We start from the raw sequence: 18,704 nt of genomic DNA on the forward strand, positions 1-18,704 counted from the left end.
AAAGGGTGACCAAAAGCGGGGTCTTCGGGGCGCCGGACGAGGGACGCAAGGCTGGGCAAGCGCCACGTGGGCGACGCCCCGAAGTCGGGAGGAGCTCTCTCAGTTCTGGATGAACCATTGCTCGGTATTGCTGGGCGCCGGGCTTGGATAGACCCAGGAGGTCGGCGCATTGTTCATCACGTTGTGCAGGTTCTTGGCCTTGACGGCGAAGCCCGCCGGCGGTGTCGAAATCGCAATCGTGTAGAACTGGTCAGCGGCAATATCGAGAATCTGCTGGAACAGCGCCGTCTGCTTGGTCTGATCGGTGGTGGACTTGATCTGGTTATACAGATCCCACTGTTTCTTGACCGGCTCCGGCGGCTCTTCTCCGCCTTGCATCTTCAGGTAAGCCTTGCCCCAGGCGACCGCATAGTTGGATTCAACCGAGACCGGCATATAGAGGCGCGGATCAAGCAGGGCATCGACGCCGTACCCTTCGCCGGTCCACAGCGCCACGTCATGATCATTGTTGTTCTTGACCTCGTAGAACCGCGTGCGGTCCATCGACTGGAAGCGCGCATCGACGCCAACGGCCTGCCAGTAGCGAATGACCAGTTCGGCAACATCGCCCCAGTTGGACAGCGCTGCCGGCGTGATGACGGTAAAGGTCAGGCGCTTGCCATCAGGACGAAGCCGGAAGCCATCGGCATCCTTCTTGTCGAGACCGATGCTGTCGAGCAGCTTGTTGGCCTTGTCAGGGTCGTAATCGAGATATTGATGCGCCAGCCGGTCATTGGCGTAGAGGGTGTTTTCGTTTGGCGCCACCTGTTTCGGCTGCGTCAGGCCCAGATAAATCGCGTCGATGACCGATTTGCGATCAATGGCGATGCTCATCGCCACCCGGAAATCCTTGTTGCCGAAGATCTTGCGCATCTCCGGGTCCTTATGGGTCATGTTGAAGGAAAAGGACGTATCCGCACCCTGACCGGTAATCCGGTCGATCAACTCGTAACCACCCTTGTCCGCGCCTTCGTTCAGCACCGGACGGTTCTGGTTCACGCCGATATGGCGTTCCTGATAGTTGATCTTGCCGGCAATCGCCGCCAGAAGCACAGTCTGCACATCCGAATTGACGCTGTAGCGGGCGCCATCGAGATAAGGCAGCTGGTTGCCCGACGGATCGACCTTCCAGTAATAGGGATTGCGCTCGAACGTCACCTGCGTTGCGCCGGATACATAGGGGTCCTTGATCTTCCAGGGGCCGAGGACGGGCATGTCTGGATTGCGCCAGCGCTGAACCTGCTCGATTTCCAATCCGCACTTGTTGGTCAGATGTTCGATCCAGCTGGCATCACCGGCATCCTTCGCCAGCTTTTCGGCATCGGGATTGAATTTCGGCATGAACTGGCCGCAATATTGCTTCGACATCAACGTGAGCTGCGTGCCGAAAACGCCCGCGACATTCATGAGGAACAAGCCGTTCGGGCCGGAGAACTTGATGGTGACGCTGGTCGGGCTGTTGACGGTCGCCACCGGCAGCTTGCCCCCGACCAGCATCCAGGCGGGTTTGGCTGGAAACAGCTTGTCGTCGGGAAGCACGTCATTGACCATGAAGGCGATGTCTTCAGCGGTGAAATCCATGCCGTTCGACCATTTCATGCCCTTGCGCAATTCGAAGGTGAAGGTCGTGGCATCATCGCTGGCTTTGTAGGAGGTCGCGACATTGGGTATGATCTTGCCCGACCATTCCCGGTCCCAGGCCATCAGCGGTTCGTAGCCGGTCAGTTTTGCCAGCGCGTTGCGGTCATTACCGCCTACCAATCCGCCGGTCTGGTAGCCGCCATAGACGCCAACCCGGTCCACCATGTCCTCGACGCGCGGATTTTCCGGCAGGCGTTTTTCGACCGGTGGCAATTTTCCTTCCTTGACCAGCGCATCAAGCTGCGGTGCCTGATGATAGTCCTGGGCAATCGCCATGACCGGCATGCCCACCAATGCGGCAAGCGCCACTTTGGTGAGTAATTGTTTGGATTTCATCATACGTTTCCTCCCGAAGTGTATTTTTTGAATGGACCGATGCGATCCGATATATTTCAGTGCCAGTAAGCTGGCAGGCGCTCCCGGTGCCTGCTTTGCTTGCCAGTGTCATTTTTACTGCTTCCAGGGCTCGATCAGCCTCGCCAGAATATCGACTTCCTCTGTGGTCAAATCGGTCAAAGGCGGACGGACCGTGCCAGCATCAAACCCCTGAAGGCGAACGCCAGCCTTGATGGCGGAGACGGCGTAGCCTTTCTGGCGGCTACGCAGATCCATGAAGGGGAAGAAAAACGTGTTGAGAATATGCTCACAGGCGGCTCTGTCGCCATTGCGCAGCGCCTTGTAAAAATCGCAGGCCAGTTGCGGCACAAAATTGAAGACTGCCGACGAATAGGTGGAGAAACCGGCACCCAGATAGGCTTCGGCAAACAATTCCGCCGTTGGCATGCCACCGATATAGGTGAGGCGGTCGCCCAGTGTCGCAGTGATACGGCGCACCAGGCCGAGTTCCCCTGTGCCGTCCTTGAAGCCGATCAGATTGGGGCAGTCATCGGCCAAGCGCTGGATGGTTTCGGTCTGAAGCACGCAATTGTCGCGGTTGTAGACGGTGACGCCAAAGCCAACCGCATCGCAAACCGCCTTGACATGGGCATATAGGCCCGCCTGCGGCGCATCGATCAGATATTGCGGCAGCAGAAGAATGCCATCGCCGCCGGCCTTTTCGATGCCCTTGGCGATTTCGACGGCAACCCTCGTGCCGCCGCCGCAGCCACCGACGATCGGCACGCCATTCGATGCCGCCTTGGCGGTGGCGACAATGCCAGGAATTTCATCCGGCGACAGCGAGAACATTTCGCCAGTGCCGCCAGCGGCAAACAGCACCGTCGCGTCATAGCCCGAAAGCCAATCGATATGCGCGCCATAGACATCCGGGTTGAACTCGCCCTTGTCATCGAAAGGGGTGACGGGAAAAGACAGCAAGCCTGCGCCCAGTGCACGTTTCAGTTCATTCGGTTCCATGGTCCGCCTCTCCTGCGTTCAACTGCTCCGTGCCACACGATCTTCTTCGCGAAAGACTTGAACGGGCACCTATCCTCGTGCTTTATAATGACTGCAACCAAGTCATATCATGATTTCTGGCGAAGTCATATTATGATTTAAAACACCTGTCCAGTCGAATTCCGTTCAATATTTGCCCTATCCCTTTATGGAGATTTCCATGGCCAAAGCCCCATCGCCGAGTGAAGCACAGCGCAAGCCAAGGCTGGCCGAAAGCGTCATCGAAGCCTTGCGTGCCGATATTGTTGGCGGACGACTAGCGCTCGGCACGCAATTGCCGACCGAACCGGGGCTGATCGAGCGGTTCGGGGTCAGCCGCACGGTGATCCGCGAGGCGCTAGCCGAGCTTCGGGCTGCCGGTCTTGTCGATGCCCGTCAGGGCAAGGGGGTGTTTGTCGTTGATGACCTGCCCGGACAGGAAATGCGCCTCAGCACGGAAGAGCAGCGTAGCATTCCGAAAACCTTGGAAATGCTGGAATTCAGGGTGGCGATCGAGACTGAAGCCGCAGCGCTGGCCGCCGTGCGCCGCTCTTCGGCGCAGGAATACGAGATCCGGGCGGCCAATGAGGTGATGGCGGATCTTGTCGCCGAAAAGGCGCCGACCTCCAAGGCGGATTTCGATTTTCACCTGGCCATCGCCCGGGCGACCAATAACAGCTATTATCTGAGCGCCATGCAAAGCTTTGGTCCGCAAGCCATTCCGCGCTCCAACCTGCCCAACCTGGCCTCTTCACGCAGCGAAACCTATCTTTCGCAAGTGGTGGAGGAGCATGGTCGGATTGCCGATGCCATTTCCAGTCAGGACCCGCAAGGTGCGCGGGCCGCCATGCGCGAGCATATCGAGAAATCCCAGGAGCGGCATCGGGCGCTGGCCCGAAATCTGCGCAAGGAGGGCGGCTGAGGCACATTGATGTTTGCGCTTCTGCTTTCCTATCCTCTATGGTCTTGGTATTGCGTCGCAAAATAATGAAAAGGCAGGTTTTATGACCAGAGAGAGATTCATTCGCAATGCGTCCGATTATGCGCTTGGCGGCAAGCTGACGGATGATCTGGCCCGGCTTATAGCGCGCCGCTCGGTCAGCCAGTCGGAAGGCAGGCCGGAGGATCTTCATGCCTATCTGGTGGAGGATATTCAGCCGCTGCTGTCGTCCCTGGGCTTTGCCACGGAGATTTTCGCCAATCCGCGAGAGAATGGCGCGCCGCTTTTGATCGCCAGCCTGATCGAGGACGCCAGCCTGCCGACCGTGCTGATCTATGGGCATGGCGATGTCTGTAATGGCGAGGCGCATCGCTGGCGCGACGGGCTCGACCCTTTCGTGCTGCATCAGGAGGGGGATAAGCTTTACGGGCGCGGCACGGCGGATAACAAGATCCAGCATCTCATCAATATCAAGGCGCTGGAACTGATTTTGAAGGAGAAGGGCAAGCTCGGCTTCAACGTCAAGATCATCCTGGAAATGGCCGAGGAAACCGGCTCCTACGGTTTGCGTGAGTTTTTCCAGGCCAAGCGCGAAGCCCTTGCCGCCGATGTGCTGATCGCATCCGATGGGCCGCGATTGGCGGCTGACACGCCAACCATGTTCATGGGCTCACGCGGCGGATTTGCCTTCAACCTCAACGTTACCTTGCGCGATGGCGATCACCATTCCGGCAATTTCGGTGGGTTGCTGGCAGACCCGGCGATCATTCTCGCTCATGCCATTGCCACGATTGTCGATGCGCGTGGCCAGATCCAGATACCGGAATGGCTGCCGACCAGTCTTACCCCTGATATTCGCGCTGCCCTCAAAGACCTGCCGCCCCGCAAGCATGACGCGGACTGGGGGCAGGCAGATCTGACACCGTCCGAGCGGGTCTTCGGCTGGAATTCCATGGCGGTTCTGGCCATATCCTCGGGCAATATCAACGCGCCGCAAAATGCCATTGCCGGATCGGCGCGCGCCACCTGCCAACTGCGGTTCGTGGTGGGAACGGATATGGAGGGCATTCTGCCTGCCCTGCGCCGCCATCTCGATGCCCATGGGTTCCCCATGGTGGCCGTGGAGCCAGCGCGGGGTGAGGCCTTCCGCGCCACCCGGTTTTCACCCGATCATCCCTGGGTGCGGTTTGTCGAGCAATCCATAACCCGCACCAGCGGTAAGCCGGTGCATGTCCTGCCCAATCTGGCGGGCTCGCTGCCCAATGATGCCTTTACCAGCATTCTTGGCCTACCGACCATCTGGATTCCCCATTCCCATGCTGAATGCGGACAGCACGGACCGAACGAGCACGCTCTTCTGTCGATTGCCGAAGAGGGCATGCGGGTGATGACCGGTCTTTTCCTTGATATTGGCGAACAGGGCGCTGCGCTGAAAGCCATTTGAGACTTTGGCACCTGTTGATTGCATCAGGAATTCTGATATTCATTCGTGAAACACCTTGTTTTCGGATGAATATCAGCCAATGAGCAGAAATTTCCTTGTGATCGACCCGGAAGACGGCATGGCAGTTCTGAAAGGGCTGGCCTCGCCACTACGGATCGGAATGCTCAAGTTGTTGCATGAAAAAGGCGCGATGAATGTCAATGACATCGCCGCCGAACTGTCGCTGCCGCAATCCACCGTCTCCACCAATCTCCAGGTTCTGGAGGATGCGGGGCTGATCCGCACAGAGAGCCAGAAAGCCCGGAAGGGCAGTCAGAAGATCTGTTATCCGACCGCCGAAGAGGTGCTGGTTGTCTTCAAGAGCGAGCGGCGCAAGATCGATGCCCATGCCATCGAAGTGGCTATGCCGATCGGCCTTTATACCAGCTATGAGGTGACGGCACCCTGTGGTCTTTGTTCGCCCGACGGCATTATCGGGCTTCTCGATGTACCCAATACGTTTCTCGATCCAGAGCGGATGAAGGCCGGGCTGATCTGGTTCACCAGAGGCTATGTGGAATATCAATTCCCCAACAATGCCAAGCTTTCCGGCAGCGCGATCCGCGAAATCGAGATTGCCATGGAGCTGAGTTCGGAAGTCCCCGGCACCAGTGCCGACTGGCCATCCGACATCACCTTGTCCATCAACGGTACGGATGTCGGCACATGGACCTCTCCCGGCGATTTCGGTGACAAGCGCGGTGTTTATACGCCCGACTGGTGGAAGCTGAAGGGCTCGCAATATGGTAAGCTGAAGAATTGGCGGATTTCGTCAGAGGGCACGTTCGTTGATGGCGTCAAGATTTCGGCCATCGATCTCAACGTCATCGATCTGCTGGCGCATCATTCCATCCGGGTGAGGATCGGCGTGCGCGATGATGCGCGGCATCCCGGTGGAATCAACATTTTCGGACGCGGATTCGGCAATTACGATCAGGATATCGTACTGCGTATTCGGACCGAATGAATATCAGCTTTGGTGATTGATAGGTTCCGGGCGCGACTGCCGTCCGTCATGCCCTTGTCACATTGTTGTCATTGAGGTTTTGCTGTGTTGCAGCATTGATTTCCATGTCTTGCGGGTCGTTTTTCAGCTTGACGCCTTCCTAAAATCGCTATTTTATATCCAACAAGATGGTTTAAATCATCATATTGGATATATATAGGGAGGATGACATGAAGGCGACCGTTCTGGCGCATGCCGATTATAGCATTGCGGAGATTGATCCACGGCTCTACGGCTCCTTCATAGAGCATCTGGGCCGGGCGGTTTACACCGGTATTTATGAGCCCGATCACCCAAGCGCCGATGAAAACGGCATGCGCCGCGATGTCATCGATCTGGTGCGGGAGTTGAATGTGCCGATCGTGCGCTATCCCGGCGGCAATTTCGTTTCGGCCTATAATTGGGAAGACGGCATTGGCCCTAGGGATCAGCGCCCGGTTCGCCTCGATCTCGCCTGGCACACGTCCGAAAGCAACGAGGTCGGTCTGCACGAGTTTGCCGATTGGTGCGCCTCTGTCGGCACGGAAGTGATGCTGGCCGTCAACCTCGGGTCGCGCGGGCTGGATGAGGCGCGCAATTTTCTGGAATATGCCAATCATGCCGGCGGCAGCTATTGGAGCGATCTGCGTATCAGCAATGGCAGGCAGCAGCCTTTCGATGTCAAGCTCTGGTGCCTGGGCAATGAAATGGACGGCCCTTGGCAGATCGGCCACAAATCCGCGGATGAATATGGCCGCCTTGCCCATGAAACCGCCAAGGCCATGCGGACCTTCGATAAATCGCTGGAACTGGTGGTCTGCGGCTCGTCAAATGCCAAGATGCCGAGCTATCCGCAATGGGAAGCGACAGTTCTCGACCATACCTATAACGAGGTCGATTATATCTCACTCCATATGTATTTCGACAATAAGGCGGGCGATACGCCCAATTATCTCGCCCAGAACAAGAAGCTCGATGATTATATCGTCTCGGTGGCTGGGGTTATCGATTTCATCAAGGCCAAGAAACGGTCATCGAAGAACGTCTATATTTCCTTCGATGAGTGGAATGTCTGGTATCATTCCAACGAGCAGGACAAGGCAATCCTTCAGGGCAATGACGGCTGGCCCTTTGCGCCGCCATTGCTGGAGGACATCTATAATTTCGAGGATGTGTTGCAGGTCGGGTTGATCATCAACACCTTCATTCGCCGCTCCAATGTGGTGCGCATCGCCTGCCTGGCGCAATTGGTCAATGTGATCGCGCCAATCATGACGGCGCCGGGCGGTCCGGCATGGCGGCAGACGATTTTCTATCCGTTCCTGTTCGCCTCGGTACATGGCCGTGGCACGGCGCTGGATCTCAGGGTGAAAAGCCCGACCTATACGGCATCTGCCGTCGGTGAGGTCGACAGTCTCGACATTGCCGCCGTGCATGACACGGCGGATGGCTCGATTGCGTTCTTCATTGTCAATCGCTCAGAGGCGTCCATCGAAACCACATTTGATTTGCAGGGGTTTGGCACGGCGCCGTCTATCGCCGATTATCAGGTGATGACCCATGCCGATTTGAAGGCGGTCAATACGCAGGAGCGGATGACGGAGGTGGCGCCACGTCCCGGCGAGGGGCTGGTTATCGATGGCACAAGCCTGACGGCGTCGTTTCCAGCGCTGTCCTACCAGATGATCCGGGTGAAAGTTCGGGATGTCTCTTAGGGGCATGGATAATTCCTGACCTTGCTAAACCTGGGAGGAGGATAGCGATGACGGCACAGATCGAAATCAGCAATGTCAGCAAGACCTACGGTGCCATGACCGTGCTGGATGGCTTGTCGCTGTCCATTCCGGCCCACGAATTCGTGGTCTTTCTTGGTCCGTCCGGCTGCGGAAAATCGACTTTGCTGCGGATGATCGCCGGGCTTGAAAGCGTTGATGAAGGCGAAATCCGCATCAATGGCGAGCGGATTGACGGACTGCCGCCCGGTCAGCGTGACGTGGCCATGGTGTTTCAATCCTATGCGCTTTATCCGCACATGACCGTGCGCCAGAATATGGCCTTCGGGCTTGAGAATATTCAGGTCTCCAAGTCGGTTATCGATGCGCGCATTGCCGAAGCGGCGCGGATGCTGGAAATCGATCACCTGCTGGAGCGCAAGCCGGGGCAGCTTTCCGGCGGTCAGCGCCAGCGCGTGGCGATTGGCCGGGCAGTGGTAAAGGAGCCCAAAGCCTTCCTGTTCGATGAGCCGCTGTCCAATCTTGATGCGGCGTTGCGCACCCGTACCCGTATTGAGCTGGCGCAATTGCATCAGCGGCTGCGCTCGACGATGATTTTCGTCACCCACGATCAGACCGAAGCCATGACGCTGGCCGACAGGATCGTGGTGATGAACAATCGCCGCATCGAGCAGATTGGCACGCCGATGCAGATCTATGAGCGCCCGGCAACCCGGTTTGTTGCCGGTTTCGTCGGGTCGCCCGCGATGAATTTTCTCGATGTTACGGGTTTTGCTCCCGGCAGATCCGGGATGATCGCCACCTGCGGTCAGAGCCTGCGCATCGAAACCCATATCAGTCCGGAAAATGCGGCGTCGGCAGTTGCGCTCGGTATTCGCGCCGAGGCGGTTCACGTCACGTCTCCTGAGGGTGGCGACATCGATGGTACTATCGACGTGCTGGAGCGTCTGGGTGATCGGACGCTGATCTATACACGATTGGCGGATGGCCAAAGTGTGGTGGCCGCAACGGCAGGGCAGACGCGCCTGAAAATCGGCGATCGCATTGGCCTTGGTTTTGACGGTGGAAAAGCTCATCTGTTCGATGCGGATGGCACCGCCCGGCATGCGGAGGCGCTGTCCGATGGCTGACCGCTCTTCTGCTATACCGTTTTTGGCTGCGCGCCGCCGTTCGGCCCCTGCGTCGATGAGCATCCATGCTCCGCGCTGGAGCCATGCGCTATTTGTGGCGCCTTACCTGGCATTTTTCACCACGCTTCTGGTTTTTCCCCTGATCTGGGGCATTTGGCTGAGTTTTCATAAGGCCGATATGTTTTCGAGCGGGCGGTTTGTCGGCTTTGATAATTATCTACGGCTGTTTCGCGATACCGTTTTCATTCAGTCGATCTGGAATACCTTCTATTTCGTGGCATTGACGGTGCCGACGCTGGCGGTGCTCGGGCTATTTCTGGCGCTGGCGCTCAACCGGCAGACGCGGACGGCGGCGGTGCTGCGAACCCTGTTCTTCGCGTCCTCGGTCTTGTCCGTCACCATCGTCACGCTGGTCTGGCGGATCGTGTTCATTCCGCAGGTTGGCTTGCTTGCCACCATTTTCAGTTGGTTTGGCGCAACGGCCCCCGCCGCCCTGTCCGATCCCGATCTGGCGATGATCGCGATTGCCATCGCCACCGTCTGGTGGTGCCTTGGCCTGCCGATGATGCTGTTTCTATCGGCTTTGCAGCAAATCCCCGGCGATATCTATGAGGCGGCGGCGCTTGATAATGCCAGCCGCTGGCGGACGCTGACGGCCATTACTCTACCATCCATCAAGCGGACATTCCTCCTGGTGGTCATCATTCAGATTGTCTTGCAATTCCAGCTGTTTGGCCAGGCGCTGTTGATGACGCGGGGCGGGCCGAACAATGCCACCAGACCCATCGTTCTCTATATCTATGAAGTCACCTTCCGCCGCTGGGATCTCGGTCTTGGGGCCGCAGCCTCCGAAATCCTCTTCATTCTGATCCTGCTCGCCGCCATGGCGCAATATCTGATCACCAGACGCAAGGGAGATGCGGCATGAGCGGCTTTTCCTCTTCTCACAGCAGGCTTGGTGACCGGATCGTCCTTGGGCTGGTCGTGCTGTTATCTCTCGTGATGCTTTTGCCGATACTCTGGGTGATCGGATTGTCGCTGAAGGAAAACAGTGTGCTGATGGCCGATCCCAATTCGGTGTTTCATCCGCCCTATATCATCAGCAACTATCTCAATATCATCCAGACATCCTCGGTGTTTCGCTGGATTCTCAACAGCCTGATCGTCTCCATCAGCCTGACCATCGGCACGCTGATCCTGTCGTCGCTGGCCGGCTACGGCTTTGCCCGGCTGAATTTTCCGGGCCGAGACGTGGTGTTCGTGATCGTTCTGTTCGGGCTCGCGGTGCCGGAGCAGGCGGTTCTGGTTGCCCGCCACCAGATTTTCAGCATGTTGAGCCTGCACAATACCTATCCGGGCCTTGTGCTGCCCGGCCTATCCAGCGCTTTCGGCGTCTTTCTGATGACGCAATATTTCCGGGCCATCCCGCGCGATCTGGATGAGGCGGCCCTGCTGGACAATGCCAGCCGCCTGCGGATCTTTTGGAAGGTGCTTTTGCCTCTGACACTGCCCGCCCAGGCGACGCTTGGCATTTTCACGTTCCTGGCGTCTTGGAACGACTATTTCTGGCCGCTGATTTCCGCCTCCAGGAAGGACATGTATACGCTGACAGTCGGCCTTGCCTCGACCCAGACCAATTTCGGCCAGTCCGAAGGTCTCGGCTTTCTGATGGCGCAGGCGGTGTTTGCTGGAGCGCCTATCCTTATCATCTATCTGTTTTTCCAGAAATATATCGTCACAGCGGTGTCGGGGGCAGCCGTTCGGTAGCCTTTGTCCGAAGAATACAAGAAACATGTGGGAGGAGAGACCATGAAAGCCAAGCCAGTCAAATCGAGGATCATGAAACTGATGCGCACCGCCATTCCGGTGGTGGCACTGATGACTGCTCATGCCGCCTTTGCGGCGGAGCCGGTGGAACTGAACGTCCAAAGGTTCTTTGGCGCCTGCGATGCCGAATATGGCAGCAATACAGACGTCAGCAAATCGGTCGGCGAATGTGGGATCATGACCTCGCTGATCAACAAGTTCAACGCCGACAACCCGGATATCCATGTCTCGGTGGCGACAGTGGAATGGCCGGGCTACGACCAGCTCAACGCACAATTTGCCTCCAATGATCCGCCTGACATCGTCACGATCCATGAATCGGCCCTATCGGATTATCAGTCCAAAAACCTGATCATGCCGCTGGACGAGCTTTTGGCCACGCAAGGCATCAAGCCTGAAACCTTTACCGAGGCGGCGCGGCAGGGGGCGACCAAGGACGGCAAGTTCTACGGATTGCCGATCGACAGCTGGACCATGCTCTACCATATCAATATGGATCTGTTTAAGCAGGCGGGTCTCGTCAATGCCGATGGCACACCGATCCTGCCGAAATCCCCGGAAGAGCTTCTGGCCCAGGCCGAGCAGTTCAAGCAGAAGACCGGCAAGCCCTATTTTGTGCAGAATCTTGCCAATGAGACGGCGCTCTATATGCGCAATCTCTATACTTATCTGTTCCAGCAAAACGCTGACTTCTTCGCCGATCCGACCCATATCAAGCTCGACACGCCTGAAGCCAAGCGGGTGGTAGAGATGTACCGGACCATCTACGCCAAGGGCTATACCACGAAGGATATGGATTACGGCGCCTCGATCACTGCCTTTCTGGCCGGTGCCGGCGGTGTTCATCTGAACGGCACGTGGATGATCGGCGATTACAATGCTTCGGCCGGCAAGCCGGGCACTGCGCTGAACAAGGGCGGTTATGCCGTTTATCCCTATCCGCAGCTGTTTTCCGGCGACCACGCGCAGTTTGCCGATGGTCACACCTGGGCTGTTTCCGTCAAGGACCGGACGCCCGAGCAGACCAAGGCCGTGGCGCGGTTCCTGAAATTCTTCGTCGACAATGATTTCGATTGGTCGCGCACCGGCCACCTGCCATCCGTGCAGGCTGTGCTGAACTCGGATGCCTTCAAGGCCCTGCCACACCGCGATACCGTGTCTGATATTGCCCAGCTTGGCCGTCCATTGCCATCGCAAGTGCAACGCCAGTTCCCGATCCAGGATATTATTGGTGAAGAAATGAGCGCTGCCGTAACCGGTCAGAAGGATGTCGATGCCGCCCTAAAGGATGCGGAAAGCCGGGTGAATGATCTGCTTGGCAATCTCTAAAACAAACGCCAGGAGCACCTAAAGCTAAGAGCTGCCCAAAGCCATTCTAGGCTTTGGGCAGCGATATTTTATAGCACCGTCATCAGCACTTCGGAGCGGGCCGCCAGAATGGCGTGGCAGGCGCTAGCCGCTTCTTTGCCCTTGAGGACGAAATGCTCACGGAAGAAGGCGATATGCGCTTCGCTTTCCTGGAAGTTATGGGGTGTCAGTACCGCCGAAAGCACCGGCACTTGCGTGTCGAGCTGCACGCGCATTATGCCGTCCAGGACGGTGGCGGCCACGAAATCATGGCGGTAAATGCCGCCATCCACCACCAGCGCACAGCCGAGGATGGCGCGATATTTTCCGGTTTTGGCAAGCGTCTGGGCGTGAAGCGGAATTTCCAATGCACCGGGAACATCGACAATGTCGATCTCGGCGGCGGTGCCGCCAAGCGCCTGCCATTCGGCGACGAAGGCGTTTACGCATTGATCAACGATCCCGGCATGCCAGCGGGCGCGAATGACGGCAATGCGGTTTGGTTCAAGTCTTGCTGCGATAGTCATGTCTCTGCCTTTCAAGGGTCAGCCAAACGGAGTTGGCTGGAACACCGCACGGAGGCGGCAAATTTTCCCTTGGGCGAACAGCAGTGAACACCCGTTGCGGAGACGGAGCTCTGCTGGGGTATTTCCTGCATGCTCTCTTCCATCCGGACTATACCGTCGGCTCCGGCATCTCACCGGATCTGCTGACCTCCCAGGTTGCCCTGAAAGCGCTCGCGGGCTCCGGGCAAGCCCGATACCGCCGGTGGGGAATTTCACCCCGCCCTGAGAACAGTTATAACATAGAAGTGAAGTTGCAGAAATTGCAAGGCCGTTTTTCTCATTATTCGGTAGGTTAGCGTCTGTCGTCTGCGGTTTCTTCCAATATCCAGTCTCGAAAGGCCTGCAAAGGCGGGTGTGAACCACGTTCATTCGGCCAAACGAGATAATAAGCCTCGGTGCTTTGCATCGGTCGGTCGATGGCCTTGACCAGGCGACCGGAGGCCATTTCCTCTTCGATCAGGAATTCAGGCAGCAGCGCGACACCAAGCCCTGCCATGGCGGCTTGAGCGGCTGTTGCGAACTGGTCAAACAACATGCCGCGCACCTGGTCGGATTGCACGTCATTGCTGGCCAGCCAGCGTTCCCAGGCATCTGGGCGGGTGGTGAGGTGGAGAAGAGGGGCCTGGCGCAGATCCAGCGGGGTCTGAAACCGGTAGGTGTCGCGCAGCTCAGGGCTACAGGCGGGAACGACGGTTTCAGAGCGCAGCAGCGACATTTCCGCCCCCTGCCAATCGGCCAGACCGAAGTGGATGGCAGCATCGACCGGCTCCAGCCGAAAATCGAAATAGGAAAGCTTGGTGACGAGATTGATGGTGATGCCGGGGTGACGGCTGAGAAATCCCGGCAGGCGCGGCGCCAGCCATCGGGTGCCGAAGGTGGGCAGGATGGCGAGATTGAGTGTCCCTCCGAACGGATTGGCCTTCAGCGTCAGCGATGCGGTGCTGATGATCCGCAGCGCATCGCGGATTTCGCGGGCATAGATGTTGCCGCCTGCCGTCAGCCGGATCGTCTGGCGTTCGCGGTGAAAAAGCTCGACACCAAGTTGCTCTTCCAGCGCCTTGATCTGCCGGCTGACCGCGCTTTGCGTCAGGCTCAATTCCCGCGCTGCCGCCGTGACGCTGCCAGTACGGGCCGCGGCCTCAAAAGCCGAAAGAAGATGCAGGGAGGGCAGGAAACGGCGGGGACTTTGCATGGAGGCTCCGGGCATAGATCGGACTGGCGAGAAGGGCGACATGGTTTTCTATAGGCGGTCTTTTGCCTGAGGTCATTCCATTTGGGAAAGAACTCTTGCAGAAACATCGATAATTGCGCACTGGCGGACTGGTTCAGCACTTGCTAGTGTTTTGCGAAATAATCGCTGTCGTTTGGCCCGGCTTCCGGTTCGGTCGCGATATAAGGGAACTGTCATGCAGGGGAATCCAAGATCGCACGGGCTATGGGAGCGAACCGCGCCATCGCCGCCGTCCACATCGGCACTTAACGAACACCTGATTGCTGATGTCGTCGTGGTCGGCGGCGGCTATACCGGCCTGTCAGCCGCTTTACATCTGGCCGAGGCCGGGGTTTCCGTTGTGTTGCTGGAAGCGGTTGAGATCGGGTTTGGCGGCGCGGGCCGCAATGTCGGGCTGATCAATGGCGGCATGTGGGTGATGCCCGATGACGTGCCCAAGGTGCTTGGCCCCGTGCATGGAGAGCGGGCGCTGAAGCAATTGGGCGAAGCGCCGCTCTTGGTGCGCGAGACAATCGAAAAACATGGCATCGCCTGTGAGTTGGAAACCAATGGCACGCTGCATCTGGCCGTCGGCAGCACCGGGCTGGAGGAATTGCAGAACCGTCACCGGCAATGGGTAGCGCGCGGTGCGCCGGTCGAGCTTCTATCTGCCGAGGAGACGGCATTTCGCGTCGGAAGCACTGCCTATGCCGGTTCGCTGTTTGATCCCCGGGCCGGAACGTTGCAGCCGCTTGCCTATGCGCGGGGGCTTGCTGCTGCGGCCATTCGCGCCGGTGTGCGGATTTTCACCGGCAGTCCGGTGGTGGAAACTGAGCGGGAAGGCGAGAGCTGGGTGGTGAAGACTGCCTCCGGCCATGTGTCCTGCCGCTGGATCATCGTGTCCACCGATGCCTATTCCACCGGTCCCTGGAAAAGTGTGCGGGAAGAGCAGATGCATCTTCCCTATTTCAACTTTGCCACTGTGCCGCTTGGCGAAAATCTGCGCCGCTCCTTGTTGGCGAATCGTGAGGGCTGCTGGGATACCAGGGAAATCCTGTCGTCCTTCCGCATGGATCAGGCTGGTCGGCTGGTATTCGGCAGTGTCGGCGCGCTACGCCATGGCGGGGCGGCAGTCCACCGGGCCTGGGCCAAGCGCAGCCTGAAGCGGCTGTTTCCGCAATTGGGCGATGTCGAGTTCGAGACGGAATGGTATGGCAAGATCGGGATGACAAGCGATGCCGTGCCGCGTTTCCACCGCTTTGCCAAGCGCGTTGTCGGATTTAGCGGCTATAATGGCCGTGGCATTGCGCCCGGCACGACTTTCGGGCGGACATTGGCACAGTTGGTTCTGGGCGAGATCGGCGAGGCGGATCTGCCTCTGCCGCTATCTGAGCCGGAGACCATTGCGTTGCGCACCGTAAAGGAAATTTACTACGAAGCGGGCGCGCAAATCGCTCATCTGGCGGATAGCCGGTTCTGATCCGGCCGCCACTCAACACCATTCACATGCAAACGACGTTTCAAGGAAAGATCATATCGATGTCGAAACTCAACCTGCCTGCCGATGTATCGCGCATTCTTGCAAATCTCGGTGTTTCCGCCGGGACTTTGTCGGGCGGTTCGCTGGCGGTCACATCGCCTGTGGATGGCAGCACGCTTGCAACGCTTGCAACGGTGTCCAGCGATGAGGCAAGCAAGGCCATCGACAATGCACATGCCGCTTTCTTAGCGTGGCGCCTGGTGCCAGCCCCCAAGCGCGGCGAATTGGTGCGCTTGCTGGGCGAGGAGTTGCGCGCGCATAAGGACGATCTTGGTCGTCTCGTGTCCATCGAGGTTGGTAAGGTCACCTCTGAGGGGCTCGGCGAAGTGCAGGAAATGATCGACATTTGCGATTTCGCGGTCGGCCTGTCGCGTCAGCTTTACGGCCTGACCATCGCCACCGAACGCAGCGAACACCGGATGATGGAAACCTGGCATCCCCTCGGCGTCACCGGCATTATCTCGGCCTTTAATTTCCCGGTCGCCGTCTGGTGCTGGAATGCGGCGCTGGCACTGGTCTGCGGCAATTCGACCGTTTGGAAGCCCTCGGAAAAGACGCCGATTACCGCCCTTGCCACCCAGGCGATTTTCGAAAAAGCCGTCCGCCGTTATGTGGCCGCTGGCGGCAGCGCGCCGGACGGGCTTTCGACCGTGCTGATCGGTGAGCGCGCTATTGGCGAAGTGCTGGTGGATCATCCAAAAGTGCCATTGGTTTCGGCCACCGGTTCGACAGCCATGGGCCGGGCGGTCGGTCCGCGTCTGGCGGCCCGATTTGCCCGCTCGATCCTGGAACTGGGTGGCAATAACGCCGCAATCGTCGGCCCAACTGCCGATCTCGACCTGACCCTGCGCGGCGTCGCCTTTGCCGCCATGGGCACGGCTGGCCAGCGCTGCACAACGCTTCGCCGCCTGTTCGTGCATGACAGCGTTTACGACACGTTGGTTCCCCGGCTGATCAAGGCCTATGGCTCCGTCACCATCGGCAATCCGCTGGAGACCGGCACGCTGGTTGGACCGTTGATTGATGGCAGCGCTTATGAGGCGATGCAAACGGCGCTGACTGCGGCAAAGGCTGCTGGCGGCGTGGTGCATGGCGGCATGCGCGTGCGGGAAGAAGAGGCTGCCTCGGCCTATTATGTGCGCCCCGCCCTGGTGGAAATGCCCTCACAGACCGGGCCTGTGAAGGATGAAACCTTTGCGCCGATCCTCTATGTGATCCGCTACAGCGATTTTGATGCCGCATTGGCGCTGAATAACGACGTGCCGCAGGGCCTGTCCTCGTCGATCTTCACCAATGATCTGCGCGAAGCTGAAGCCTTCCTGTCGGACCGTGGCTCCGATTGCGGCATTGCCAATGTCAATATCGGCCCATCCGGTGCTGAAATCGGCGGCGCGTTCGGAGGCGAGAAGGAAACCGGTGGCGGGCGCGAATCCGGCTCGGATGCCTGGAAAGCCTATATGCGCCGCGCCACCAATACGGTGAATTTTGGACGCTCGTTGCCCTTGGCCCAGGGCGTGAAATTCGACGTCGAGTAGTCAGTCGTTGCCCTCCCCCCGGCGGTAACCGGGGGGATGGTTGAGACCGCTAGTCCTGAATAGGCTGAATCTGTTGCAGCCAGAGATAATAGGCCGAGTGGTCGAGATCTGCGCCGCCTTTGTTCTGCACCAGGTCGGTGAAGCCCGCCCGCACCGTTTCAGAGAGTGGCAGTGTCAAATCGTGCTCGGCAGCAACCGAAAGCGCATTGTTTAAGTCTTTCAACTGCGCGGCGGAACGTCCACCCGGTGTGAAATTGCCGGTCACCATCCGTTCGCCATGCAGATCGAGAATTCGGCTATCGGCAAAGCCGCCCCGCAAGGCGCCGCGCAGCGTTGCCGGATCGCATCCCGCCGATTGTGCCAGCCGAAAGGCTTCCGCAACCGCGCCGATGGTGACGGCGACGATCAACTGATTGGCGAGTTTGGCCGTCTGGCCGGTGCCGACCGGCCCCATCAGCGTCGGGCGGCCCAGTTTTTCGAGAACCGGCACGGCAGCCTTAAAATCCTCCGGCGCGCCGCCAACGAAAATCGACAGCGTTTTTGCCTTGGCCCCAGCCACGCCACCGGAGACGGGGGCGTCGAGGAAACGCTTGCCCATTTGCTTGGCTAGCGCCGCAAGATCGCGGTCGCAGGCCGGTTCCACCGATCCCATATTGATAATCAGCGCGCCTTCGCCCGCCGCTGCCATTGCGCCGCTGTCGTCCAGTGTCGCGCGGGTGGCCGGGCCATCGAGCAGCATGGAAATCACCACATCCGCACCTTTGGCGGCGTCTGCCGGGCTGGCGGCAATGCGGGCGACGTCGGACAAGGCCTGCGCCTTTTGTGTGGAGCGATTCCAGACCACGACCTCGAAATCCGCCGCCAGATGACGGGCCATTGGCTCTCCCATCAAGCCAGTGCCGAGAAAGGCGATCCGCATCATGACAGGTCCGCTCCGATGGCGGCAAGGGCCGCGCGCGCCACCTCTTCGTCCTGCTCACCCGAGCCGGAGCCGATCCCGATCCCACCAAGCAACATGCCGTTGACTTTAATGGGCAGGCCGCCCTTCAGCCCCGTCGCTTCGCCTTGGGTTGCTGCGGCCAGCAACAATTTGGCGTGGTCGGGAACGCTATGGCTGGGCGCGGCAAGCGAGGCTGCGGTCCGCGCCTTGGCCCTCGCACTTTTAAGGGAGAGATAGCGCGAACCCCGCATGCGAAACGAAGCCAGTTCTACGCCGCTGTGGTCGACAATGATAATGCATTGCGGCTGGCCCATCGCCGTCGCGGCATCGATTGCGGCGCGCAAAAGTGCGGCGACACCTTCGTCGGTCAAGGCGCTGGATTGTATCGTAAAGCTCATGGCATGCTCTCCCTTG

Annotated in this window: 16 protein-coding genes and 1 riboswitch; of the genes, 10 read left to right on the forward strand and 6 right to left on the reverse strand. The window is 58.6% G+C overall.

Annotated elements, in window-relative coordinates; genetic code table 11:
• Positions 1–99 precede the first annotated feature (99 nt).
• Positions 100–2,019, reverse strand: a complete 1,920-nt coding sequence (locus tag G6L01_RS21160) for an ABC transporter substrate-binding protein (protein ID WP_070165506.1) — start codon at positions 2,017–2,019, stop codon at positions 100–102.
• Between the two features lie 111 nt (positions 2,020–2,130).
• Positions 2,131–3,036, reverse strand: a complete 906-nt coding sequence (gene kdgD, locus G6L01_RS21165; RefSeq protein WP_070165508.1) for a 5-dehydro-4-deoxyglucarate dehydratase — start codon at positions 3,034–3,036, stop codon at positions 2,131–2,133.
• A 199-nt stretch (positions 3,037–3,235) separates the two neighbouring features.
• Between kdgD and G6L01_RS21170 the strand changes: the two genes are divergently transcribed.
• From G6L01_RS21170 to G6L01_RS21205, 8 genes are all read left to right on the forward strand, one after another.
• Complete coding sequence (locus tag G6L01_RS21170; RefSeq protein ID WP_070165512.1) at positions 3,236–3,976, forward strand: FadR/GntR family transcriptional regulator; 741 nt, start codon at positions 3,236–3,238, stop codon at positions 3,974–3,976.
• 82 nt (positions 3,977–4,058) lie between these two features.
• A complete protein-coding gene (locus tag G6L01_RS21175) occupies positions 4,059–5,438 on the forward strand; it encodes a M20 family metallopeptidase (RefSeq protein ID WP_070165514.1) in 1,380 nt (459 codons plus the stop codon).
• A 79-nt stretch (positions 5,439–5,517) separates the two neighbouring features.
• Positions 5,518–6,444, forward strand: a complete 927-nt coding sequence (locus G6L01_RS21180) for an ArsR/SmtB family transcription factor (protein ID WP_070165743.1) — start codon at positions 5,518–5,520, stop codon at positions 6,442–6,444.
• A gap of 209 nt (positions 6,445–6,653) precedes the next feature.
• Positions 6,654–8,177, forward strand: a complete 1,524-nt coding sequence (gene arfA / locus G6L01_RS21185) for an arabinosylfuranosidase ArfA (RefSeq protein ID WP_070165517.1) — start codon at positions 6,654–6,656, stop codon at positions 8,175–8,177.
• A 47-nt stretch (positions 8,178–8,224) separates the two neighbouring features.
• Positions 8,225–9,325, forward strand: coding sequence for an ABC transporter ATP-binding protein (locus G6L01_RS21190; RefSeq protein ID WP_070165519.1), 1,101 nt, complete (start codon positions 8,225–8,227; stop codon positions 9,323–9,325).
• Complete coding sequence (locus tag G6L01_RS21195) at positions 9,318–10,253, forward strand: carbohydrate ABC transporter permease (protein ID WP_070165521.1); 936 nt, start codon at positions 9,318–9,320, stop codon at positions 10,251–10,253. The genes G6L01_RS21190 and G6L01_RS21195 overlap by 8 nt, the downstream gene beginning before the upstream one ends.
• Entirely contained in the window at positions 10,250–11,092 is an 843-nt protein-coding gene (locus G6L01_RS21200; RefSeq protein ID WP_070165523.1) for a carbohydrate ABC transporter permease, read from the forward strand. Before G6L01_RS21195 ends, G6L01_RS21200 begins: the two co-directional genes overlap by 4 nt.
• 42 nt (positions 11,093–11,134) lie before the next feature.
• Positions 11,135–12,481, forward strand: a complete 1,347-nt coding sequence (locus G6L01_RS21205) for an extracellular solute-binding protein (RefSeq protein ID WP_070165525.1) — start codon at positions 11,135–11,137, stop codon at positions 12,479–12,481.
• Positions 12,482–12,549: 68 nt separating this feature from the next.
• Here the strand turns inward: G6L01_RS21205 and G6L01_RS21210 are convergent, their stop codons facing one another.
• Both G6L01_RS21210 and G6L01_RS21215 read right to left on the reverse strand, forming a co-directional pair.
• Positions 12,550–13,026, reverse strand: coding sequence for a 6,7-dimethyl-8-ribityllumazine synthase (locus G6L01_RS21210; protein WP_070165527.1), 477 nt, complete (start codon positions 13,024–13,026; stop codon positions 12,550–12,552).
• 127 nt (positions 13,027–13,153) lie between these two features.
• A riboswitch (FMN riboswitch) is annotated at positions 13,154–13,299 on the reverse strand.
• Between the two features lie 58 nt (positions 13,300–13,357).
• Positions 13,358–14,257 (reverse strand): LysR family transcriptional regulator, encoded by a 900-nt coding sequence (locus G6L01_RS21215; RefSeq protein WP_071205750.1) that lies wholly within the window; start codon positions 14,255–14,257, stop codon positions 13,358–13,360.
• 214 nt (positions 14,258–14,471) lie between these two features.
• Here G6L01_RS21215 and G6L01_RS21220 point away from each other — a divergent pair, with 214 nt between their 5' ends.
• Both G6L01_RS21220 and amaB read left to right on the forward strand, forming a co-directional pair.
• Positions 14,472–15,755 (forward strand): NAD(P)/FAD-dependent oxidoreductase, encoded by a 1,284-nt coding sequence (locus G6L01_RS21220; protein ID WP_070165531.1) that lies wholly within the window; start codon positions 14,472–14,474, stop codon positions 15,753–15,755.
• Positions 15,756–15,814: 59 nt separating this feature from the next.
• Positions 15,815–17,350: an L-piperidine-6-carboxylate dehydrogenase gene (amaB, locus tag G6L01_RS21225; protein WP_156584132.1), complete on the forward strand. Its 1,536-nt coding sequence runs from the start codon at positions 15,815–15,817 to the stop codon at positions 17,348–17,350.
• Positions 17,351–17,399: 49 nt separating this feature from the next.
• Here the strand turns inward: amaB and G6L01_RS21230 are convergent, their stop codons facing one another.
• Positions 17,400–18,272, reverse strand: coding sequence for an NAD(P)-dependent oxidoreductase (locus G6L01_RS21230; RefSeq protein ID WP_070165533.1), 873 nt, complete (start codon positions 18,270–18,272; stop codon positions 17,400–17,402).
• Entirely contained in the window at positions 18,269–18,688 is a 420-nt protein-coding gene (locus tag G6L01_RS21235) for a GlcG/HbpS family heme-binding protein (RefSeq protein WP_070165535.1), read from the reverse strand. Before G6L01_RS21235 ends, G6L01_RS21230 begins: the two co-directional genes overlap by 4 nt.
• Positions 18,689–18,704 lie beyond the last annotated feature (16 nt).

Source organism: Agrobacterium vitis (assembly GCF_013337045.2).
Classification (GTDB): Bacteria; Pseudomonadota; Alphaproteobacteria; order Rhizobiales; family Rhizobiaceae; genus Allorhizobium; species Allorhizobium vitis_B.